Origin of the sequence: Citrobacter sp. CF971 (genome assembly GCF_006385635.1) — a bacterium.
GTDB lineage: Bacteria > Pseudomonadota > Gammaproteobacteria > Enterobacterales > Enterobacteriaceae > Citrobacter > Citrobacter freundii.
In genome coordinates, this window is record NZ_CP041048.1 from 63545 (window position 1) to 80022 (window position 16478).

19 protein-coding genes and 1 pseudogene are annotated in these 16478 nt (G+C 51.5%); 17 read left to right on the top strand and 3 right to left on the bottom strand.

Annotated features, from left to right (window positions below; genetic code table 11):
* Positions 1 to 3: 3 nt before the first annotated feature.
* Together E6P06_RS02235 and E6P06_RS02240 are read left to right on the top strand one after the other, a co-directional pair.
* Positions 4 to 327, top strand: a complete 324-nt coding sequence (locus E6P06_RS02235) for a hypothetical protein (protein ID WP_001553028.1) — start codon at positions 4 to 6, stop codon at positions 325 to 327.
* Positions 324 to 1553: a DNA cytosine methyltransferase gene (locus tag E6P06_RS02240; RefSeq protein ID WP_246862881.1), complete on the top strand. Its 1230-nt coding sequence runs from the start codon at positions 324 to 326 to the stop codon at positions 1551 to 1553. The genes E6P06_RS02235 and E6P06_RS02240 overlap by 4 nt, the downstream gene beginning before the upstream one ends.
* On the opposite strand, the pseudogene E6P06_RS27845 reads toward E6P06_RS02240, so the two are convergent.
* The 3 genes and pseudogenes from E6P06_RS27845 to E6P06_RS02255 all read right to left on the bottom strand — a co-directional run.
* Positions 1474 to 1662 (bottom strand): annotated as a pseudogene (locus tag E6P06_RS27845) (hypothetical protein); the annotation flags it as partial. The gene E6P06_RS02240 and the pseudogene E6P06_RS27845 sit on opposite strands and share 80 nt — an antisense overlap.
* Positions 1662 to 1895 carry a hypothetical protein gene (locus E6P06_RS02250; protein ID WP_039272424.1) on the bottom strand — a complete coding sequence of 78 codons (234 nt, stop codon included), beginning with the start codon at positions 1893 to 1895 and terminating at the stop codon, positions 1662 to 1664. The gene E6P06_RS02250 and the pseudogene E6P06_RS27845, both read right to left, overlap by 1 nt.
* Positions 1877 to 2494, bottom strand: coding sequence for a hypothetical protein (locus tag E6P06_RS02255; protein WP_012766323.1), 618 nt, complete (start codon positions 2492 to 2494; stop codon positions 1877 to 1879). The genes E6P06_RS02250 and E6P06_RS02255 overlap by 19 nt, the downstream gene beginning before the upstream one ends.
* A gap of 167 nt (positions 2495 to 2661) precedes the next feature.
* Between E6P06_RS02255 and mobH the strand changes: the two genes are divergently transcribed.
* The 15 genes from mobH (at position 2662) to E6P06_RS02330 (ending at position 16292) form a co-directional block, all read left to right on the top strand.
* Positions 2662 to 5625 carry a MobH family relaxase gene (gene mobH, locus E6P06_RS02260; protein WP_058662807.1) on the top strand — a complete coding sequence of 988 codons (2964 nt, stop codon included), beginning with the start codon at positions 2662 to 2664 and terminating at the stop codon, positions 5623 to 5625.
* Positions 5622 to 7487 (top strand): conjugative transfer system coupling protein TraD, encoded by a 1866-nt coding sequence (gene traD, locus E6P06_RS02265; protein ID WP_000178858.1) that lies wholly within the window; start codon positions 5622 to 5624, stop codon positions 7485 to 7487. Before mobH ends, traD begins: the two co-directional genes overlap by 4 nt.
* A 49-nt stretch (positions 7488 to 7536) precedes the next feature.
* Complete coding sequence (locus E6P06_RS02270) at positions 7537 to 8082, top strand: hypothetical protein (RefSeq protein WP_023356350.1); 546 nt, start codon at positions 7537 to 7539, stop codon at positions 8080 to 8082.
* Positions 8039 to 8668, top strand: coding sequence for a DUF4400 domain-containing protein (locus tag E6P06_RS02275; RefSeq protein ID WP_000743448.1), 630 nt, complete (start codon positions 8039 to 8041; stop codon positions 8666 to 8668). The genes E6P06_RS02270 and E6P06_RS02275 overlap by 44 nt, the downstream gene beginning before the upstream one ends.
* 10 nt (positions 8669 to 8678) lie before the next feature.
* Positions 8679 to 9125: a hypothetical protein gene (locus tag E6P06_RS02280; protein WP_039272421.1), complete on the top strand. Its 447-nt coding sequence runs from the start codon at positions 8679 to 8681 to the stop codon at positions 9123 to 9125.
* Between the two features lie 9 nt (positions 9126 to 9134).
* Positions 9135 to 9512: a hypothetical protein gene (locus tag E6P06_RS02285; RefSeq protein ID WP_000869260.1), complete on the top strand. Its 378-nt coding sequence runs from the start codon at positions 9135 to 9137 to the stop codon at positions 9510 to 9512.
* Positions 9512 to 10174 carry a hypothetical protein gene (locus E6P06_RS02290; protein WP_039272419.1) on the top strand — a complete coding sequence of 221 codons (663 nt, stop codon included), beginning with the start codon at positions 9512 to 9514 and terminating at the stop codon, positions 10172 to 10174. Before E6P06_RS02285 ends, E6P06_RS02290 begins: the two co-directional genes overlap by 1 nt.
* 178 nt (positions 10175 to 10352) lie before the next feature.
* Complete coding sequence (locus tag E6P06_RS27575; protein WP_168199038.1) at positions 10353 to 10496, top strand: hypothetical protein; 144 nt, start codon at positions 10353 to 10355, stop codon at positions 10494 to 10496.
* Between the two features lie 12 nt (positions 10497 to 10508).
* Positions 10509 to 10856, top strand: a complete 348-nt coding sequence (locus E6P06_RS02295) for a hypothetical protein (RefSeq protein WP_039272417.1) — start codon at positions 10509 to 10511, stop codon at positions 10854 to 10856.
* A 142-nt stretch (positions 10857 to 10998) separates the two neighbouring features.
* Positions 10999 to 11280, top strand: coding sequence for a type IV conjugative transfer system protein TraL (gene traL, locus E6P06_RS02300; protein WP_000805626.1), 282 nt, complete (start codon positions 10999 to 11001; stop codon positions 11278 to 11280).
* Entirely contained in the window at positions 11277 to 11903 is a 627-nt protein-coding gene (locus tag E6P06_RS02305) for a TraE/TraK family type IV conjugative transfer system protein (RefSeq protein ID WP_039272415.1), read from the top strand. The genes traL and E6P06_RS02305 overlap by 4 nt, the downstream gene beginning before the upstream one ends.
* Positions 11887 to 12507, top strand: coding sequence for a hypothetical protein (locus tag E6P06_RS27850; protein WP_246862882.1), 621 nt, complete (start codon positions 11887 to 11889; stop codon positions 12505 to 12507). Before E6P06_RS02305 ends, E6P06_RS27850 begins: the two co-directional genes overlap by 17 nt.
* A gap of 72 nt (positions 12508 to 12579) precedes the next feature.
* The gene (locus E6P06_RS02320; RefSeq protein WP_001093866.1) at positions 12580 to 13134 is read left to right on the top strand and encodes a hypothetical protein; all 555 of its coding nucleotides are present in this window, start codon (positions 12580 to 12582) and stop codon (positions 13132 to 13134) included.
* Between the two features lie 232 nt (positions 13135 to 13366).
* Entirely contained in the window at positions 13367 to 13753 is a 387-nt protein-coding gene (locus tag E6P06_RS02325; RefSeq protein WP_000042273.1) for a hypothetical protein, read from the top strand.
* A gap of 85 nt (positions 13754 to 13838) precedes the next feature.
* The gene (locus E6P06_RS02330) at positions 13839 to 16292 is read left to right on the top strand and encodes a hypothetical protein (RefSeq protein ID WP_058662802.1); all 2454 of its coding nucleotides are present in this window, start codon (positions 13839 to 13841) and stop codon (positions 16290 to 16292) included.
* Positions 16293 to 16478: the final 186 nt, after the last annotated feature.

Sequence of the window (16478 nt, forward strand, 5' to 3'; positions counted from 1 at the left end):
GTCGTGACAGAACAAACCAATAAGAAGTTGATGCTGGATGAATCTCCAGATATGACCCTGCAATTCAAGTGGAGAAAGTTTGGTGGTGCGATTTTTACTGCCACGCAAGCAATGGAACACATCAGGGAAGGGCGTAAGATCGGGCCGACTCCAGCAGGGATGCTGCCCCAAGATGTGTGGCTGAATCGGCTGATCGCTATGGAAGAGACCCTGCCACGAGGGAAATTTTTCGACAGGTTCCGCCGCCGCGACAAGAGTGAGCAGTATGACTTGGCCGCCGATCATCTCCGCCTTGTCGGACAGAAAAGCGATAGAGGGGGGAGATGAAAGCCCAAGCGTTACCGATCGTCTCCCCCTCCGTAGTGACCAAACAACTTGCGTTCAATCGAGTAGGTGATAAACGCAAGGTTAGAGTTTCGTCCAACTTTTTGGATGTTATGGGGTTCAAGCCTGGGATGGGTATAGCCGTTGAGCCGGGGGAGAGAATGAGCGGTTTTTCGGTGATCCCGGCGACCGATGAACTACAGACACACCTGGTTTATCAGCGCCGGTATCAACCAAAGAGTCGCTCCAACAACCCGCTGGAAACCGTTATTGAGTTTTCGGGACAAGGGCTCATAGATAAGTGCTTCCCTCGCTATACAGAGCGTTTCCACGTCGAAATGCGAAAAGGCCGAGTAGTCTTCACTCCTGTCGCAAACAGGGTCTTTGCCATTGCGGATCGGTTCAGAAAAACCAGTCCTTTCCGTGCCTTTGTGGCATTGACTGGCGGGGTAGACATTCATGTTATGGAAGCGCTTGGCTGGAAGGCTGAGATTGTTCTGGAGCATCGTCCAGTTGAAGCCAGAGACAGAGCATCCGGGCGGAACCTGAGTGAAGTACATGCGCTCAATACGCTGGTGAACAGCTCCCCGCGTATCCTGCTGAATGAAGACATTCATCACCTGGAGCTGGATCGCCTTGGAGACTTGCTGGCGGAGTGCCCACCAATTGGTTTGGCCCATTACTCGTTGGGGTGTGATGACCACTCAAACGCCAAAAGTCCAAGGGACAAAGAGCGTTCTCTTGAAGATCTTTCCACCATGCTCGACATGGTTTACCCGGCACTAAAACAGATCGAGGTCATGAACCCTGCCGTCGTGCTGGTGGAAAACGTCCCGAACTTCAAAGCATCCGGGGCTGGGGCGATGATGGGAACGACACTGCGGCGGATGGGGTACTTCCTCACTGAGATGGTTTTGAACGGTCTGGATTTCGGCGCTTACCAGGGGCGAGAACGCTATTACATGGTGGCGTCGGTCTTCCCTGGGTTCGTTCCACCGAAACCTGAGCAGAGAGCTGGTGGAAGATTGTGGCCGGTGATCGAGAAGCACCTCGGGGATTGTGCAGACGTCACAGCGTTGAAGTCAATTCAGGCCAGAGAGTCAACTTCTCGCAGGATGCCTGCGTTCTTGACGAGAGAAAGCACCAGTTGTCCAGTGACCATGACTTGTAGCGTTCGTCATAATCGTCTGGCATATATAATTCCAGGAGGTGGCCGAACGCCCAGGTAATTACTCGGCTTCCTCCATCATGGAGAAACCCATCACCTCTTTGAGAGGCCTTCATTACGCCAGCCAGATCTTTGGCCTGAGAAGGCTTCTCACAGATATAAAGGTCCATTAAGCAGCTCCTTTCATCTTTAATTCCAGATTCGCCAGCTCAGTCCAGCTTTGTGCCATAACTTTTACCTCGGGGTAGTCTCTGGAAAGGTTATTCAGGACTCCAGAAATGACATAGGCCGCTTCGCGGGAATTACCCCTCGAACCGGCCTCCTGGAGCATGATTGATAAAGCGTCGAAGAGCTCAGCCTTACGGTCTGGCTCTGTGTAGTTTTTTATTTCAGAGCTTTGCATGGGTTCACCACTGAATAGGGACGCACTGATTCGCGCACAATGCGGCGGTCTGCGTCGGTTACAGACTGGCTGGTGCAAAAATGCGTCCAGGCATTCAGATAACCTTGATAGGTATGGGTGGGTGGAATGCAACCGGTCACAACGTCCTTGGGGATGTTTGTGGCCCCCTCGGCTTCTACAAAACGCCAGTCGTGCTCATCCATACCTTTGCCGCCATTGCAATAGCGTTCCCAGCGTGACAACTCGTACAGCGAATAGCCTTTGCCTTTATTCATGGACTTGAAGGTATTGATGGCTTCGTTCACATCCTCGTTCTGGTTGATCCACACTGGAGCCTTATCTGAACCAGTGGAGTCATCTTTGACCTTGTTCACCATTGCGCTGACATTACCGTCGCCCAGCACATGGATATAACCAGGTTGGCGTAATGCAGCGCCACCGCGCCCCATGTTGTCCCATGACATAGACAGTTCACGGCTAACTCGGGCCGGTTTGTCATTTTCGGCAGAGGCGATCTGGGGCTGAGTTTTTGGCTCGGAAGTGTTAGAGGCACACCCGGCCATAAGTGCCACTCCCAGAACTGCTATCAGTTGTCTCATCGTGTCGTTCCTCATCAAACATTGGCGATGAGCCCATTCTAAAAGGGGGGGAGTGGAAAGCTGGTTTCTCAAACTGCCCAAATTGGACAGATAGGCGTGTGTGAGATTTAAAGGTGTTTTGAGAGCATGTAGCGACGAGAAATACGATAGGAATATGGTCAACCTACATGCTGAAAGCCCTGCACAAATTATTTGGTGGGCGAAGTGGAGCGATCGAAACCGCGCCAAGCGCCAGAGTGTTGCCGCTTAAAGACGTGGAAGATGAAGAAATCCCTCGATACCCGCCTTTCGCCAAGGGCCTGCCAGTGGCCCCATTAGACAAGATACTGGCAACCCAAGCCGAACTGATTGAGAAAGTGCGGAACTCCCTCGGTTTCACAGTGGACGACTTCAACCGGCTTGTTTTGCCGGTGATTCAGCGGTATGCCGCGTTTGTTCACCTGCTACCTGCTTCCGAATCACACCACCACCGTGGTGCTGGTGGCCTATTCCGGCATGGGCTTGAAGTAGCCTTTTGGGCAACTCAGGCATCTGAGTCGGTAATTTTTTCAATCGAAGGGACGCCTCGGGAACGCCGCGACAATGAACCTCGTTGGCGACTGGCGAGCTGTTTCTCCGGGCTGCTGCATGACGTGGGTAAACCTCTCTCAGATGTGTCTATTACAGATAAAGACGGTTCGATCACATGGAATCCTTATTCAGAATCACTTCATGACTGGGCGTACCGTCACGGAATAGATCGTTACTTTATCCGGTGGCGCGATAAGAGACACAAAAGGCATGAGCAATTTTCCCTGCTGGCTTGGCATCGAATTATTCCGGCTGAGACGCAAGAGTTTCTTTCCAAGTCAGGTCCTTCCATCATCGAGGCAATGCTGGAGGCGATCTCGGGAACCAGCGTTAATCAGCCTGTGACCAAGCTGATGCTTCGTGCTGACCAAGAGAGCGTCTCTCGGGACCTTCGCCAGAGTCGTCTCGATGTAAACGAGTTCTCTTATGGTGTGCCTGTCGAACGGTACGTTTTCGATGCCATCCGCCGCTTGGTTAAAACCGGAAAATGGAAGGTCAATGAGCCAGGTGCGAAAGTTTGGCACCTGAACCAAGGTGTTTTCATCGCCTGGAAACAACTTGGCGACCTCTACGACTTGATCAGCCAAGACAAGATCCCCGGTATTCCACGAGACCCTGACACGCTGGCTGACATTCTCATCGAGCGTGGTTTTGCTGTACCAAACACGGTGCAGGAGAAGGGGGAGCGTGCGTATTACCGCTACTGGGAAGTTTTGCCTGAGATGCTCCAGGAAGCTGCTGGTCCGGTGAAGATCTTGATGCTCCGTCTCGAATCAAACGACCTGGTGTTTACGACTGAGCCTCCTGCGGCTGTTACTGGGGAAGTTGTTGGCGATGTTGAAGACGCTGAGATTGAGTTCGTTGACCCAGAGGAAGCTGACGAGGACCAAGCAGAAGGTGACGCTGGTCTGAACAATGACATGTTGGCCGCAGAGCTTGAAGCTGAGAAGGCTTTAGCTGGCCTTGGCTTTGGTGATGCGATGGCGATGCTGAAAAGCACCTCAGACATAGCCGAGGAAAAGCCAGAGCAAGAGGATACAGAATCAACTGAATTGCCTAAGCCTGACGCAAGCAAGAAGGGCAAGCAGCAGAGTAAACCGGGTAAAGCAAGAGCGGAGAAACAACCCCAGAAACCTGAGGTAAAAGAAGATTTGTCCCCTCAGGACATTGCCAAAAACGCACCTCCGTTGGCGAATGACGATCCGTTGCAAGCACTCAAGGATGTTGGGGGCGGGCTGGGAGACATCGACTTCCCATTTGACGTATTCAACGCATCGGCAGAAACAGCTTGCACTGACGCAACAAACCTTGCAATCCCAGATATAACAGAGCCCGTAAAGCAAGAGGAACAACCAAAACCGGACTTCGTTCCACAAGAACAAAACTCCCTGCAGAACGGTGACTTCCCAATATTCAGTGATTCTGATGAACCGCCATCGTGGGCAATTGAGCCGCTCCCGATGCTGACTGATACACCAGAACAAACAATACCCGCGCCAGATATGCAACATGCGGGCAAACCTAAGGAGCTTGAGAAAGACGCAAAGACCTTGCTCTCTGAGATGTTGGCTGGGTACGGGGAAGCATCGACGTTGCTTGAACAGGCGATCATGCCTGTTCTGGAAGGCAAAACGACGTTGGGAGAAGTCCTATGCCTGATGAAGGGGCAGGCAGTTATTTTGTACCCAGAAGGTGCCCGGTCGCTGGGGGCTCCGTCAGAGGTTCTCTCTAAGCTGTCCCACGCCAATGCGATTGTTCCTGACCCGATTATGCCAGGTCGCAAAGTTCGTGATTTCAGCGGGGTGAAAGCAATTGTGCTGGTGGATCAGCTTTCAGATGCGGTCGTGGCGGCCATTAAGGATGCTGAGGCTTCAATGGGGGGATACCAGGAGGCCTTTGAGCTTGTCTCTCCCCCTGGCTCGGGCGTAAGCAAGAACAAATCAGCCCCGAAACAGCAGAGCAGAAAAAAGACGCAGCAACAGAAGCCAGAGGTTGATGCCGGAGCCGGGTCTGAACAAAAGACGAAAGACAAGAGCCTCCAGCAACAGCCGAAAGAAAAGCAGGGCAACGTTGCTTCTTTGGTTGAAGAGCAGAAGCGCAAACCGGTCCAAGACCAAGAAAAACAGAACGTGGCTCGCCTTCCTAAGCGGGAAGCTCAGCCAGTGGCTTCTAAGCCAAAAGTTGAGCACGAGAGGGAATTGGGGCACGTCGAGGTGCGAGAAAGGGACGAGCCCGAGGTTAGGGAGTTTGAGCCGCCGAAGGCGAAAACAAACCCGAAAGACATCAACGAGGAAGATTTCTTGCCGTCTGGTGTTACCCCTGAAAAAGCGCTCCTGATGCTCAAGGATATGATCCAAAAACGCTCTGGAAGATGGCTCGTTACTCCGGTCTTGGAAGAAGACGGCTGCTTGGTCACTAGCGTCAAAGCCTTTGACATGATTGCCGGGGAAAACGTCGGGATCAGTAAACACATCCTCTATGGATTGCTGAGCAGGGCACAAAGACGCCCTTTGCTCAAGAAACGTCAAGGGAAATTGTATTTAGAGGTAGATAAAGCATGACAATGAGTTATGACCCGCTCGCCTACGAGATGCCGTGGCGGCCCAACTATGAAAAAAATGCTGTAGCAGGCTGGATGGCAGCTTCCTGCGCCGCTTTGGCCGTAGAGCAAGTCAGCACTATGCCTTCGGAACCCTTCTATTGGATGACCGGGATCTGTGGCGTGATGGCAATGGCTCGTTTGCCCAAGGCTATCAAACTTCACCTGCTCCAAAAGCATTTGAAAGGCCGCGACTTGGAGTTCATTTCCATAGCGGAGCTCCAGAAGTACATCAAGGACACGCCGGAGGATATGTGGCTTGGTAGTGGATTCCTGTGGGAAAACCGCCATGCTCAGCGCGTTTTTGAAATCCTGAAACGCGACTGGACTTCTATCGTAGGCAAAGAGTCTACGGTCAAGAAGGTTGTCCGGAAGATACAGGGTAAGAAAAAGGAACTGCCAATCGGACAGCCCTGGATTCACGGGGTAGAGCCAAAAGAAGAGAAGTTGATGCAGCCGCTCAAGCACACCGAGGGGCATTCGCTGATCGTTGGGACCACTGGCTCGGGCAAGACCCGTATGTTCGACATCCTGATTTCACAGGCCATTCTCCGTGGTGAGGCCGTAATAATCATAGACCCGAAAGGGGATAAAGAGATGCGGGACAATGCTCGACGTGCCTGTGAAGCTATGGGACAGCCGGAAAGGTTCGTCTCATTTCATCCGGCATTTCCAGAAGAATCGGTGCGTATTGACCCTCTGCGTAACTTCACCCGAGTGACTGAAATCGCTAGTCGTTTGGCCGCACTGATCCCGTCAGAAGCTGGGGCTGACCCGTTCAAGTCATTTGGCTGGCAAGCACTAAATAACATCGCGCAGGGTTTGGTTCTTACTCATGATCGCCCCAACCTGACAAAGCTCCGCCGCTTCCTTGAGGGAGGTGCTGCTGGCCTGGTTATCAAGGCTGTTCAGGCCTACTCCGAACGAGTGAAACCTGACTGGGAGGCAGAAGCAGCGGCCTATCTGGAGAAAGCGAAAAACGGTTCGCGTGAGAAGATTGCTTTCGCGTTGATGAAGTTCTACTACGACATCATCCAGCCTGAGCACCCGAACTCTGATCTGGAAGGCTTGCTGTCGATGTTCCAGCATGACCAAACCCACTTCTCCAAGATGGTGGCGAACCTTCTGCCGATCATGAATATGCTGACGTCCGGGGAGCTCGGCCCTCTGCTATCTCCAGACTCATCTGATCTGAGTGACGAACGCCAGATCACCGACTCCGCAAAAATCATCAACAACGCTCAAGTAGCTTATCTGGGGCTCGACTCCCTGACAGACAACATGGTTGGTAGTGCTATGGGGTCCATCTTCCTGTCAGATCTGACAGCGGTTGCCGGTGACAGATACAACTACGGCGTCAACAACAGACCCGTAAACATCTTTGTGGATGAGGCTGCTGAGGTGATCAACGACCCATTCATTCAGCTTCTGAACAAAGGTCGCGGGGCGAAACTTCGTCTCTTCGTGGCGACTCAGACTTTTGCCGACTTCGCTGCCAGATTGGGCAGCAAAGACAAAGCGCTCCAGGTGCTGGGGAACATCAACAACACTTTTGCTCTGCGTATTGTCGATGGTGAAACCCAGGAATATATCGCGGATAACCTGCCAAAGACCCGGCTCAAGTACGTCATGCGGACTCAAGGCCAGAACACGGATGGTAAGGAGCCCATCATGCACGGAGGCAACCAAGGTGAGCGTTTGATGGAGGAGGAGGCGGATCTGTTCCCTGCCCAGTTGCTGGGGATGCTTCCGAACCTGGAATACATAGCCAAGATTTCAGGCGGAACAATCGTAAAAGGCCGTCTGCCCATATTGACCCAGTAAGAGCAGAGCTATGTGTGACAAGAAGTATAGAGATTATGAGGTAGCCATCATGGTCGATGTGAACCCGTTTGACCGGGTTATGAATGAGTTGAAAAGTCGTGGCCGCAAGAACGCTCATATCCTGAGCATCCTTCAATTCGACTGGCCCGCATCGGAGGTCATCATCGAGAAGCTGAGCTGTTACATCACAGATGGGATTAAGGCCAATCAGCAGCCTGTGATTTACCCGATCATTGAAGAAGCTCTGCATCGCTACAGCCAGCTCGTGTTTCATGAGCAGAGAGAAAAGTATGAGGACCCGGCCAGAATAGGGGCATTTCTGGAAACCCTGATCACTGAAACTTGCCGGGCGTTGGAAGTGCAAATTGTCGATAGTGGTGGCGATTCATGGTCTGTCGATTCAGGAGAGTCGTTCTCACTTTGGCTTTCTTCCCATCCAGGAGAACTATCCATTAACCCGCAGCCTCATGAGGATGAGACCTCTTTGCGTGGCTTGCTGTATGAGCTCATCACCTGTGAGAGTGTGAAAACTGTTTTAAGGAGAACCGACTATGAAGAAGCCGTGGTTACTGGTCGCATGGCTGCTGGTTATTGAGCTGCTGGCGATATTGCTGTTGATCCCTGGCGACTGGACAGACAAAGCCATCAAAAGGGAATCCGTGCTGGTGGAGCAGAGTCTTGGGGTCGAAGCAAGAGACTGGATACAGAGCAAAGCATCTACCTGGTTTAGATCGAGCGTTATTGATTCCGGTTTCTATGAGGGGATGTACCAAACGCTGATCCCATCAGAAGAGGAACGCCAGAAGTCCAAGGGAATGCAGGATATGGGGCAGGGCTGGTTTGTTTGGGTCAAAGGCCGCATGGAAGCTTTTGTCAACGTCATTTACCAGTTCTACACACGGTTAGCGCTATTGTCCGCGTGGGCTCCCTATATGCTGATCCTGTTCGCGCCTGCGGTATATGACGGGATGATGACATGGCGAATTAAGCGGACCAACTTCGATTATGCGAGTCCGGTTCTCCATCGTTATAGCGTTCGCGGAACGATGTACCTGATGGTCGGATTGTTCATCGCGTTCTTCATCCCCATAGCGCTCGATCCGGTTGTCATTCCGATAACAATGATGACGTGCTGTGTCCTCATTGGCCTGACGTTCGGCAACCTCCAGAAACGGGTATAGGGAGGGGGAGATGAGCTACTCCGTTATGAATCAAGATGGGGTGCATATGTGCGACATCCCATTGAGCGTCTACCAGGTGATACGTCGCCAATCCCTATCTGCGGGGTGGCTTTACTGGGAGCAGGGCTTGAATTTGGTGAAGGTGCTCATTGCTTGCGTCGTCAAAATGTTCTTTGTGATGCCGGTGATCTGGTTCTGGGTGCTGGTGGCGTGCCGCCTAATTGAACCTGAACGCATCTCTGACGTGTCAGGACTTTTATCTCCGGACGTGATCGGGTGGGCCGCTGGCGCGGCCATCACCCTCATTATCTTTTCCGTTTTTACACGCCCTGCTATGTACGGATACCACAACTATTTCAAGCAGCATATTTGCTCAAGAATAAAGCAAGTAACGCCGGAACTCAGGACAGTCACTGGGCCACTGTTCTTCTACCGAAACGAAATTGGAACGATATAGAGAGGAACCATGAAAGTAACCAATAAATTCCAACTGCTGGCACTGGGGCTGTTTATGGCCGGTAGTGCCATAGCATCTCCCGATGTACTGAATGACGACGCAAAGCTCAAGAACCTTGAGAAGGTGTGTCCTGACTGTGAGATGGTTGCAAGAGATGTACTCAACCTTCGGGTTGAAAACTGCCAGCTAAAAAACACCTCCAGTGCAATGATGATAGCCACTATGCAAAGTGATCCCATGTTTTCGTTTATGCTGGCGGTACACACGGCGGCTGGTGGAGATGCCTATAAAACAGTGCTGGGGGCTGCTGCCGCCCATGTTGACTGCGAAAACCCGTTGAGCTGGGTCAAGTTGACCCAACAAGCAATTAAAGGAGGCAAAGCCTAATGAGCAAAAGCGATTTCTTTTTTGGCAAAGTGTATAACGGAAGCGATGGAGCCACTCTAGGACTTAGTGATTTGGAACCTCTGACGCGAAAGGTGTCAGCAGCGTTCTTCACCGCACAACTGAATAGAATGTTGAAAGAGCATGGTGGCCGGTTAACGATCAGCGATGGAACCTCATATCCCCGCTTTTGGAGCTTCATCGACAAGGTTGATCCGGAGCAGGTTGGTTTCGTCGAGATCTACGCTCGTCAGGATGTTAACGATAGTGTTGAAGCAACACTGGCGTGTGACATCGTTTTGGTAAATGGTGTAATAACCGTTAAATCTCACTGGTGTGCCTACAAAGACGTCCGAGCTGGCGAAGTGATCTCCACATTACTCGTCCCTTTGCATTTGAAAGCCCTACAGGACAAGGCTTATATCCGTTGGGATAATGGCGAAACGGAACCGCTGCTTCAAGATGACGATCACAAGGCTGAGCTTGAGAGGGTATTTAAGGTTTCCAAGTACCCATCGGCTATGACCTGGGGCGATACGGTTGACCAAAATGCCAAGGCGTACATGATGGACCTTGAGTGCGCTACGGACGTTGGTCGTCGCGGTGTCTCGTCAGAACAAGCATGGGATGCTTATCAGGAACTCCGACACAACAAAACAATGTGAAACAAGCGGCCATTGGCCGCTTTAAACTTTCACATGTGAAAGTTTTTCGCCCTTCTTTCCTACCCCGCACGAATAAACCTTATCGCGGTGCCCAAAATGGGCAGCAACAGCACTGTGCCAAGATTGTTCAATTAAGAGACGATTGCTCCGGGATAATGACAAGTTATTTGGAGGGTCTATGTCCGCACATGCTCATGCCAGAGAAAGTGAAAGCTCATCTGGTTCATTCGTCTCCTGGCAACTCCTTGTCTGGCAGGTGATGTTCGCTATCGGTGTCGTTGCTGGGGTTAACCTGGAACACACCTACAATTTTCTTGGTTAAGGGGAGGGTGGTGTGAACGTAAATAAACAGTTTTTTTGGTTCCTGATGAATGCGGTACTGATGTGCATCTTCATCATTCCTGTAGCAGTCGCGTTTTGGTTGTCAGCTTTTGCGGCAGGTTTCGACTGGGGTCAGTGGGTTAACCTGGCTGCTGATGCAGCCAGCCGAGCTGCAAGTGACCCGGCCAAGGCTTTGGGAACGGTTCAGACCTACTGGGGCATCCTCAGTTTCTTCCTATTGGCTGCGTACAGTCTGCTGTTCAAGTTTAGAGCCAATGCCAACGAGTCAGTCGAGCTTGCTGCTGTGGTTGGCGTTTCGGCTTCGAGAAAAGACTCGGAAGCAACTCCTCAAAATCAATAACCGCTCCAGTAAACGCAAAAGAGGTGGCTCAGGCCGCCTTTTTTATTTGTCGCTGGAAGTGCCCGAAAAGGGCGCGAAGCCGTGGCAGAAAATCAGTGACCCTGAATGAAAATACAGGCCACAAGGAAAAAAGAGGGTTGCTATGAAGCCTGTAAAGATACCGCGTCGGGTCGATGAGCCCCCGCATCTGCTGTTGTGGAGCGCAGATGAGCTGGCCCCGATGCTTTTGGGGCTAACGATAGGAGTCGTCATCGGTAAAGCTCTGGTCTGCTTTTTAGGGGGGTTGCTTGTAACCAACCTTTATCGCCGGTTCAGAGATAACCATCCGGATGGATACCTGCTCCACATGATCTACTGGGCCGGGTTTATCGTGACCAAGGCCAAATCTCTCAAGAACCCGTTTGTCCGGAGGTATTTGCCTTGAACCTGAAAAAGTATCTCAAGACCTGGGAAGGAACCCAAACAGAAAATAAGTGGGGTCGAATCTTCCAGGGTGGTCTTATCGTTATCGTTTTCCTGCTGGTGATCCAAGTATTTAGCAAGGAAACCATCGTCACTCTCCAGCCTTTCACGCTTACGGAAGAAGCCTGGGTGACGAAAAGCAATGCCTCTCAGTCATACAAGGAGGCTTGGGCCTTCGCTTTTGCTCAGCTCCTTGGCAACGTGACTCCCGGAACCGTGGACTTTGTGAAGGAGCGGATCACCCCGCTACTCTCCCCGAGCATCTATCAGGACGTGATTGATGCCATCGAAATTCAAGCTCAACAAATCAAGAACGACCGCGTAACTATGCGGTTCGAGCCTCGTTTTGTTGAGTACGAGCCCAAGAGCGACAAAGTGTTTGTCTACGGATATTCCTATGTCAAGGGGGCTTCTTCTAATGAAGATCGTAGCGAACGCACCTATGAGTTCGCTCTCAAGATTTCAAACTACGCGCCAGTGCTGGACTACATCGAAACCTATGTGGGAAAGCCACGCACCAAAACTGTTTTGGAGCAACTCCAGCGTAAAGAAGAGAATCGGAGAAAGCATGAAGAGCAACGCTAAACTTTCGCTCCTGGCGCTGTCCTTGGCGCTCGGAACATCACTGGCTTATGCCTCGGATGACATTCCTATTGTTCCGGCAAGCGTTATGAAAAAAGACGTCCCAGCATATGTTTCGTCAGGGCAAGTCACAAATGAAGTAATGGGGAGTGTGAATGAAAACCCCGTGCTGACCATGAAGCCTGGAGTGAACCAAATAATCCCGATTGCAATTGGTCATCCGAATCGTGTGGTCACACCGTTTGGCAACCGCAATATGGATTCCAAGCGAAAAGACACAGCCCGTTTTTTCAGGAGGGAGCCGGTTATGATCGTAAATCCAGAGACCAAAGCAAAGGTTCTCCGATATGCGATGGGCAACCCAGGGAATTTATCCATCACCAAGCTGGCGGTCGCGCTGGATTACGATGCGGTTGATGTCCTGGGGGTTCGTTTTAAAGACACTGTAAATCTTGAGGTTCGCAGAGCCAGGCGCTGGGAAGTCTGGCAGTGGTTCTGGAACCATCCGGATCAAAGTGTTCAACTGTCAATCAAACTGGGCGTGGTTGGCGCTGTGTTAGGAGTCATGGGCTTCTTGACCGGCGTAGCCCCGTTTCTCTTGGGATAAACCAATAAGCCGTTAACGGGCAATGTAAGCCCGGAGACGGCTTACATTGCTCTCTCGTAAGTGGAGAGTTAAATGAACACATTAGAACAACTTGTAAATCAGAGGGTGCTTGAGGAAGGCCTGAAAAAGGCGAAGCCATTGGCCGCGCAAATGGGGCTTGAATCAGTGCCTGATGAGATGCTTGAGATGATCTGCCCGAACTTGAACTACTCTGGGCAATTTACGCCAGCTCTTTACGCAAGGTTCCAAAGCGTAAAGCAATTGCTGAAAGAGCTGTCGGAACAAACCTCACCTAAGCACGGGCATATTGTAAAGTTTACCAACCAATATGGGAGCTACGATGAGTCAGCTTTGCTGTTCAAAGAGGGCGATGTCAGAAACCAGAACTTGGTTGCTTGTGTGGGCGGGAAAACGCTAAACCTCGGAGAGCTAGAGCTTCAAGATTACGGGCTCAATATGCACATCGGTTGCGGTGGGCCATTTGAGCCGGTCTCAGAAGCGCAGATTCAGTCTTTGTCTGAGTTTGACCTCTATGAGACGACTTACAGGTTCTGGGGCCAGAGTCCATGTGGAAACGGAATGTTAGACATCACCGTACCTATGAAGCGCTGGTTCTTGACTGTGTAGATTCAATCTGAGTGCGCCGAGAAATCGGCGTACCGTTCCCTTGAGAAGGGTAATCGGCGCAGGGGGAAACCCCGCGCTTTCCCAAGTTTCTCGGATTCCCAGGATGCTTCGGAAAGTGCCTTAGGCGCTCAAGTGCGGTAGCTGGCTGCCAAAAACAAACAGCAAATTATCAACCCTGACGGGAGCACCTCCTGTTAGGGGGTCTCCGTCATAAACTGAATGGAGATATAGCATGTCTAAAAACGTCAATGATGTTTTTTCAAACCGATCTTCCTTGGAGTGTACTGTGAATGCAGCGCTGGACCGTCGTATTGGTCTGCGTGTCGGGTTCCCTCATTACCGAGAAGGAGCAAACGGTGTGGTTTGTGAGATCGAAGCAGAGTACCCATTGCTGAACACTCATTCGGGTGTTGTATGGACTCAGCTCGATGAACTCAACAGTTACACCATCAAAAAAAACCAATCACTCATTGATCACATTGATAATGCGATCGCTGAACTGTTGAAACACAAGGCTCGTCTACAGCTTGATATTCAAAAGCTGCGAGACGGTGACATTGATCTGGTGAAACAGGCCAAGCAGCAATACGAAGACAACCAGATGTCGAGTACCCGCTAGTAAGGTCTGATAGCCAGATTCAATTTTAACCCTACCGGGGTGCTTTCCCGGAAGGGATGGGCACCCTGCTTATCCAGGAGGCCCTATGCAACAAGCATTAAACTTTGACCTACCAGAACAACCAACCCCAGTGCTCTTGCGAGGGGATAAGTGGGACTCTGTTTGGTCAGAACTGACTGATAACGAGGATTTGAACTTCGTTGATGCCAGTAGAGGAACCAGCTTGTCATCGTTGATCACGTCATCGGTTGAAGCCATTCACACGGCCTTGAACGATGGGTGGACCATGATGGTCGGCTATTCCAGTGGTAAGGATTCTGAAACGGTTTTGCATCTGTTTCTGATGGCTCTTGTCCGGGCGGTTAGGAGTGGAGCAACCATCAGCCAACACCACTTCATCTTGCACACTGACACACTGATAGAAAGCCCAGAAGTAAGATGGCTGGCGGATCAGAAACTGGCCGAGTTGGAGCGTTTCATTGTGAAGGAAAACCTTCCTCTGACCATCGTTCTGGCAAAGCCGGGGATCACGCAGAGTTGGACGGGCCGAATCCTTACGGGGAGGGGGTTGCCTACATTTTCCAACTCTTCGGCCCGTCAGTGTAGCCAAGAACTCAAAATCACCTCAGCCAAAAGAGCGAAGGCGGCTTATATGCGAGAACTCCCCAAGGATGTTCGGCAGAAAGTGTGCCTCCTGTTGGGGAGCCGTGATGCTGAAAGCGCTATTCGTGCAGCCAACATTGCAAAGCAGCGAGGAAGCTCAAATCGCGTCATTAAGACGAAAGATGGGGGGGAGCTGTATGTGGTGAAAAACTGGTTGGCGAGTGATGTCTGGGAGTTCTTGCTATCTGCTGGCATGGGCTCACCATACCCCCTGCCAAGTTACCTAGAGAGCAATGTCACTACGGCAGAGCTCTACAAGGCAGCGACGGGGGAGTGCGTGTGGTCGGCAACAGAGAAAAAGGCCAGTGATGCGTGTGGTGCTCGCTTCGGTTGCTGGGCCTGCCAAGCTGTAGGGTTGGATAAGTCGATGGAGACATTGCTTGCCACAGACCCTGAAAGGCATGGCTACATGTCTGGGCTGAACCGCATCCAGCGCTACCTGGCAAAACGCCGGTACGCTTGGGAAGATCGCCATCCCGTAGGTCGAACGATTTATGAGGGGGGTTACATCAAAATACAGCCGGACGTTTACAGTCCTGTTTTCCTTGAGCGATTGCTTCATGTCTGTTGCAGCATGGACTACATGGAGCAAAAAAGAGCTGATGAGCTTGCTTACAAGCTGGCTACTGGGCAAGCCGAGGATAACGACTGGAACCGTCGAATGGCAGAGCCGCAATTCCGGATCATATCGGAAGAAGCTTTAGTCCATATCGACTTCATGTGGGCCTTCCATCATTTCAATGATAAGCCTTTCCATGCCCTGGAGATTTACCACAGGGTTTGGTCGATGGGTGATCTGGATTTGCTGGAAGATGAGCCGCAGTGCGAAACCGTTCCTCAGTCACCAATTCCGAAACCATTGTGGTTGAGAGTTGGGCGCTGGGGCGATGGTTCGCTGTCTGATGGCTTGGCCGACCCGTTAGCGGAAATGGCTTACTTTGACGGCGGGGATGACCCGTTGGCAGTGAAAGTTATCAATACCGCAGATGGAAAGAGAAGGGTGGTTTGTTTCGCAGAGGATGATGAGGTGAAGGTCGATCCCGACTCCGCTGCATTCATCATCTGGAATGAATACCCGCGACTTAGGGAGTCGGTACTAAAGGGAAATTATACGCCCGGTAGTGCTGCTCAGTTCTACCTTCGGTTCGGAGCCATCCAGCTTGCGAAAGGAAAAGGCGCTTTGTATCACCGCATGATGCAAAGAGGTCAAACCTACCACCAGATGGGCCTTACAGGGCTACAGACGATGGAAGGAATCCAACAGCGCAAGGACCTCAAAGTGCTTTGTGATGACAAGTACAAAGATCTGGTGAAGCGAAAAATCAAGGGAAGACTGGCTACGGTACGCTGGTGGATCAACTTGCACTTAACGTTCAAGTACCACCTGCACCACCGGACTCCGACGGGGTTATTCGTCGAGAGGCAACTTGACCAGGAAGCAATGGAAGAGCAGAAACGGCACCAGGAGCGATGGTTTAACTACGTGACTGACGCGATGCTCTGTTACTCCAGCGCATTCTGTATGAGCGTCATGGAGGGGCGAGAGGGAAGCGGAAACGCCAACATCCGTCGTTACATGGCTGCGACCAGAAGAAAGGCTTATACGGCCCTCTGTGAGCTCCTACGCCACACTAACGCCCTCTGGGCGACAGATGTGGCCTTGAGTGCTGTAGGGAAGTATGAGGAGATACAGGCAGCCCTAACCGAAGGTTCCGCGCTGGCTACCTACCTCGACTGGATCAACCTACTATCAAAACGTCATCCAGCCTCTTTGAAGCGACATGTCAGAACGATGATCAAAGTGGTTCAACGACTACATCGCCGCGACGACACAATGTTGCAAAGAGGACAGCAAGGCTTGTCCTTGGCCGCATAAAAGGCCCTCCTTCGGGAGGGCTTTTTCTTTTGCACCCCAAAAGGGCAATTACAGCGTTTTACCCTTTTAAGGTGGCTGTCATACTCTTTGCTCATTGTCAGCGCTTGCTGGCTATAACGGTAGCTGGCCCAAAACAGCAATAACCTAACCCCTCGGGAGGCAACCCTCCTGGGTTCTCTCCCATAA

Coding starts and splice junctions, on each gene's coding strand:
- mobH (WP_058662807.1), top strand. CDS start 2,662: ATGCTGAAAGCCCTGCACAAATTATTTGGTGGGCGAAGTGGAGCGATC.
- E6P06_RS02240 (WP_246862881.1), top strand. CDS start 324: ATGAAAGCCCAAGCGTTACCGATCGTCTCCCCCTCCGTAGTGACCAAA.
- E6P06_RS02275 (WP_000743448.1), top strand. CDS start 8,039: ATGAAGAAGCCGTGGTTACTGGTCGCATGGCTGCTGGTTATTGAGCTG.
- E6P06_RS02330 (WP_058662802.1), top strand. CDS start 13,839: ATGCAACAAGCATTAAACTTTGACCTACCAGAACAACCAACCCCAGTG.
- E6P06_RS27575 (WP_168199038.1), top strand. CDS start 10,353: ATGTCCGCACATGCTCATGCCAGAGAAAGTGAAAGCTCATCTGGTTCA.
- E6P06_RS02270 (WP_023356350.1), top strand. CDS start 7,537: ATGGTCGATGTGAACCCGTTTGACCGGGTTATGAATGAGTTGAAAAGT.
- traL (WP_000805626.1), top strand. CDS start 10,999: ATGAAGCCTGTAAAGATACCGCGTCGGGTCGATGAGCCCCCGCATCTG.
- E6P06_RS02325 (WP_000042273.1), top strand. CDS start 13,367: ATGTCTAAAAACGTCAATGATGTTTTTTCAAACCGATCTTCCTTGGAG.
- E6P06_RS02285 (WP_000869260.1), top strand. CDS start 9,135: ATGAAAGTAACCAATAAATTCCAACTGCTGGCACTGGGGCTGTTTATG.
- E6P06_RS02255 (WP_012766323.1), bottom strand. CDS start 2,494: ATGAGACAACTGATAGCAGTTCTGGGAGTGGCACTTATGGCCGGGTGT.
- E6P06_RS02290 (WP_039272419.1), top strand. CDS start 9,512: ATGAGCAAAAGCGATTTCTTTTTTGGCAAAGTGTATAACGGAAGCGAT.
- traD (WP_000178858.1), top strand. CDS start 5,622: ATGACAATGAGTTATGACCCGCTCGCCTACGAGATGCCGTGGCGGCCC.
- E6P06_RS02320 (WP_001093866.1), top strand. CDS start 12,580: ATGAACACATTAGAACAACTTGTAAATCAGAGGGTGCTTGAGGAAGGC.
- E6P06_RS02250 (WP_039272424.1), bottom strand. CDS start 1,895: ATGCAAAGCTCTGAAATAAAAAACTACACAGAGCCAGACCGTAAGGCT.
- E6P06_RS02280 (WP_039272421.1), top strand. CDS start 8,679: ATGAGCTACTCCGTTATGAATCAAGATGGGGTGCATATGTGCGACATC.
- E6P06_RS27850 (WP_246862882.1), top strand. CDS start 11,887: ATGAAGAGCAACGCTAAACTTTCGCTCCTGGCGCTGTCCTTGGCGCTC.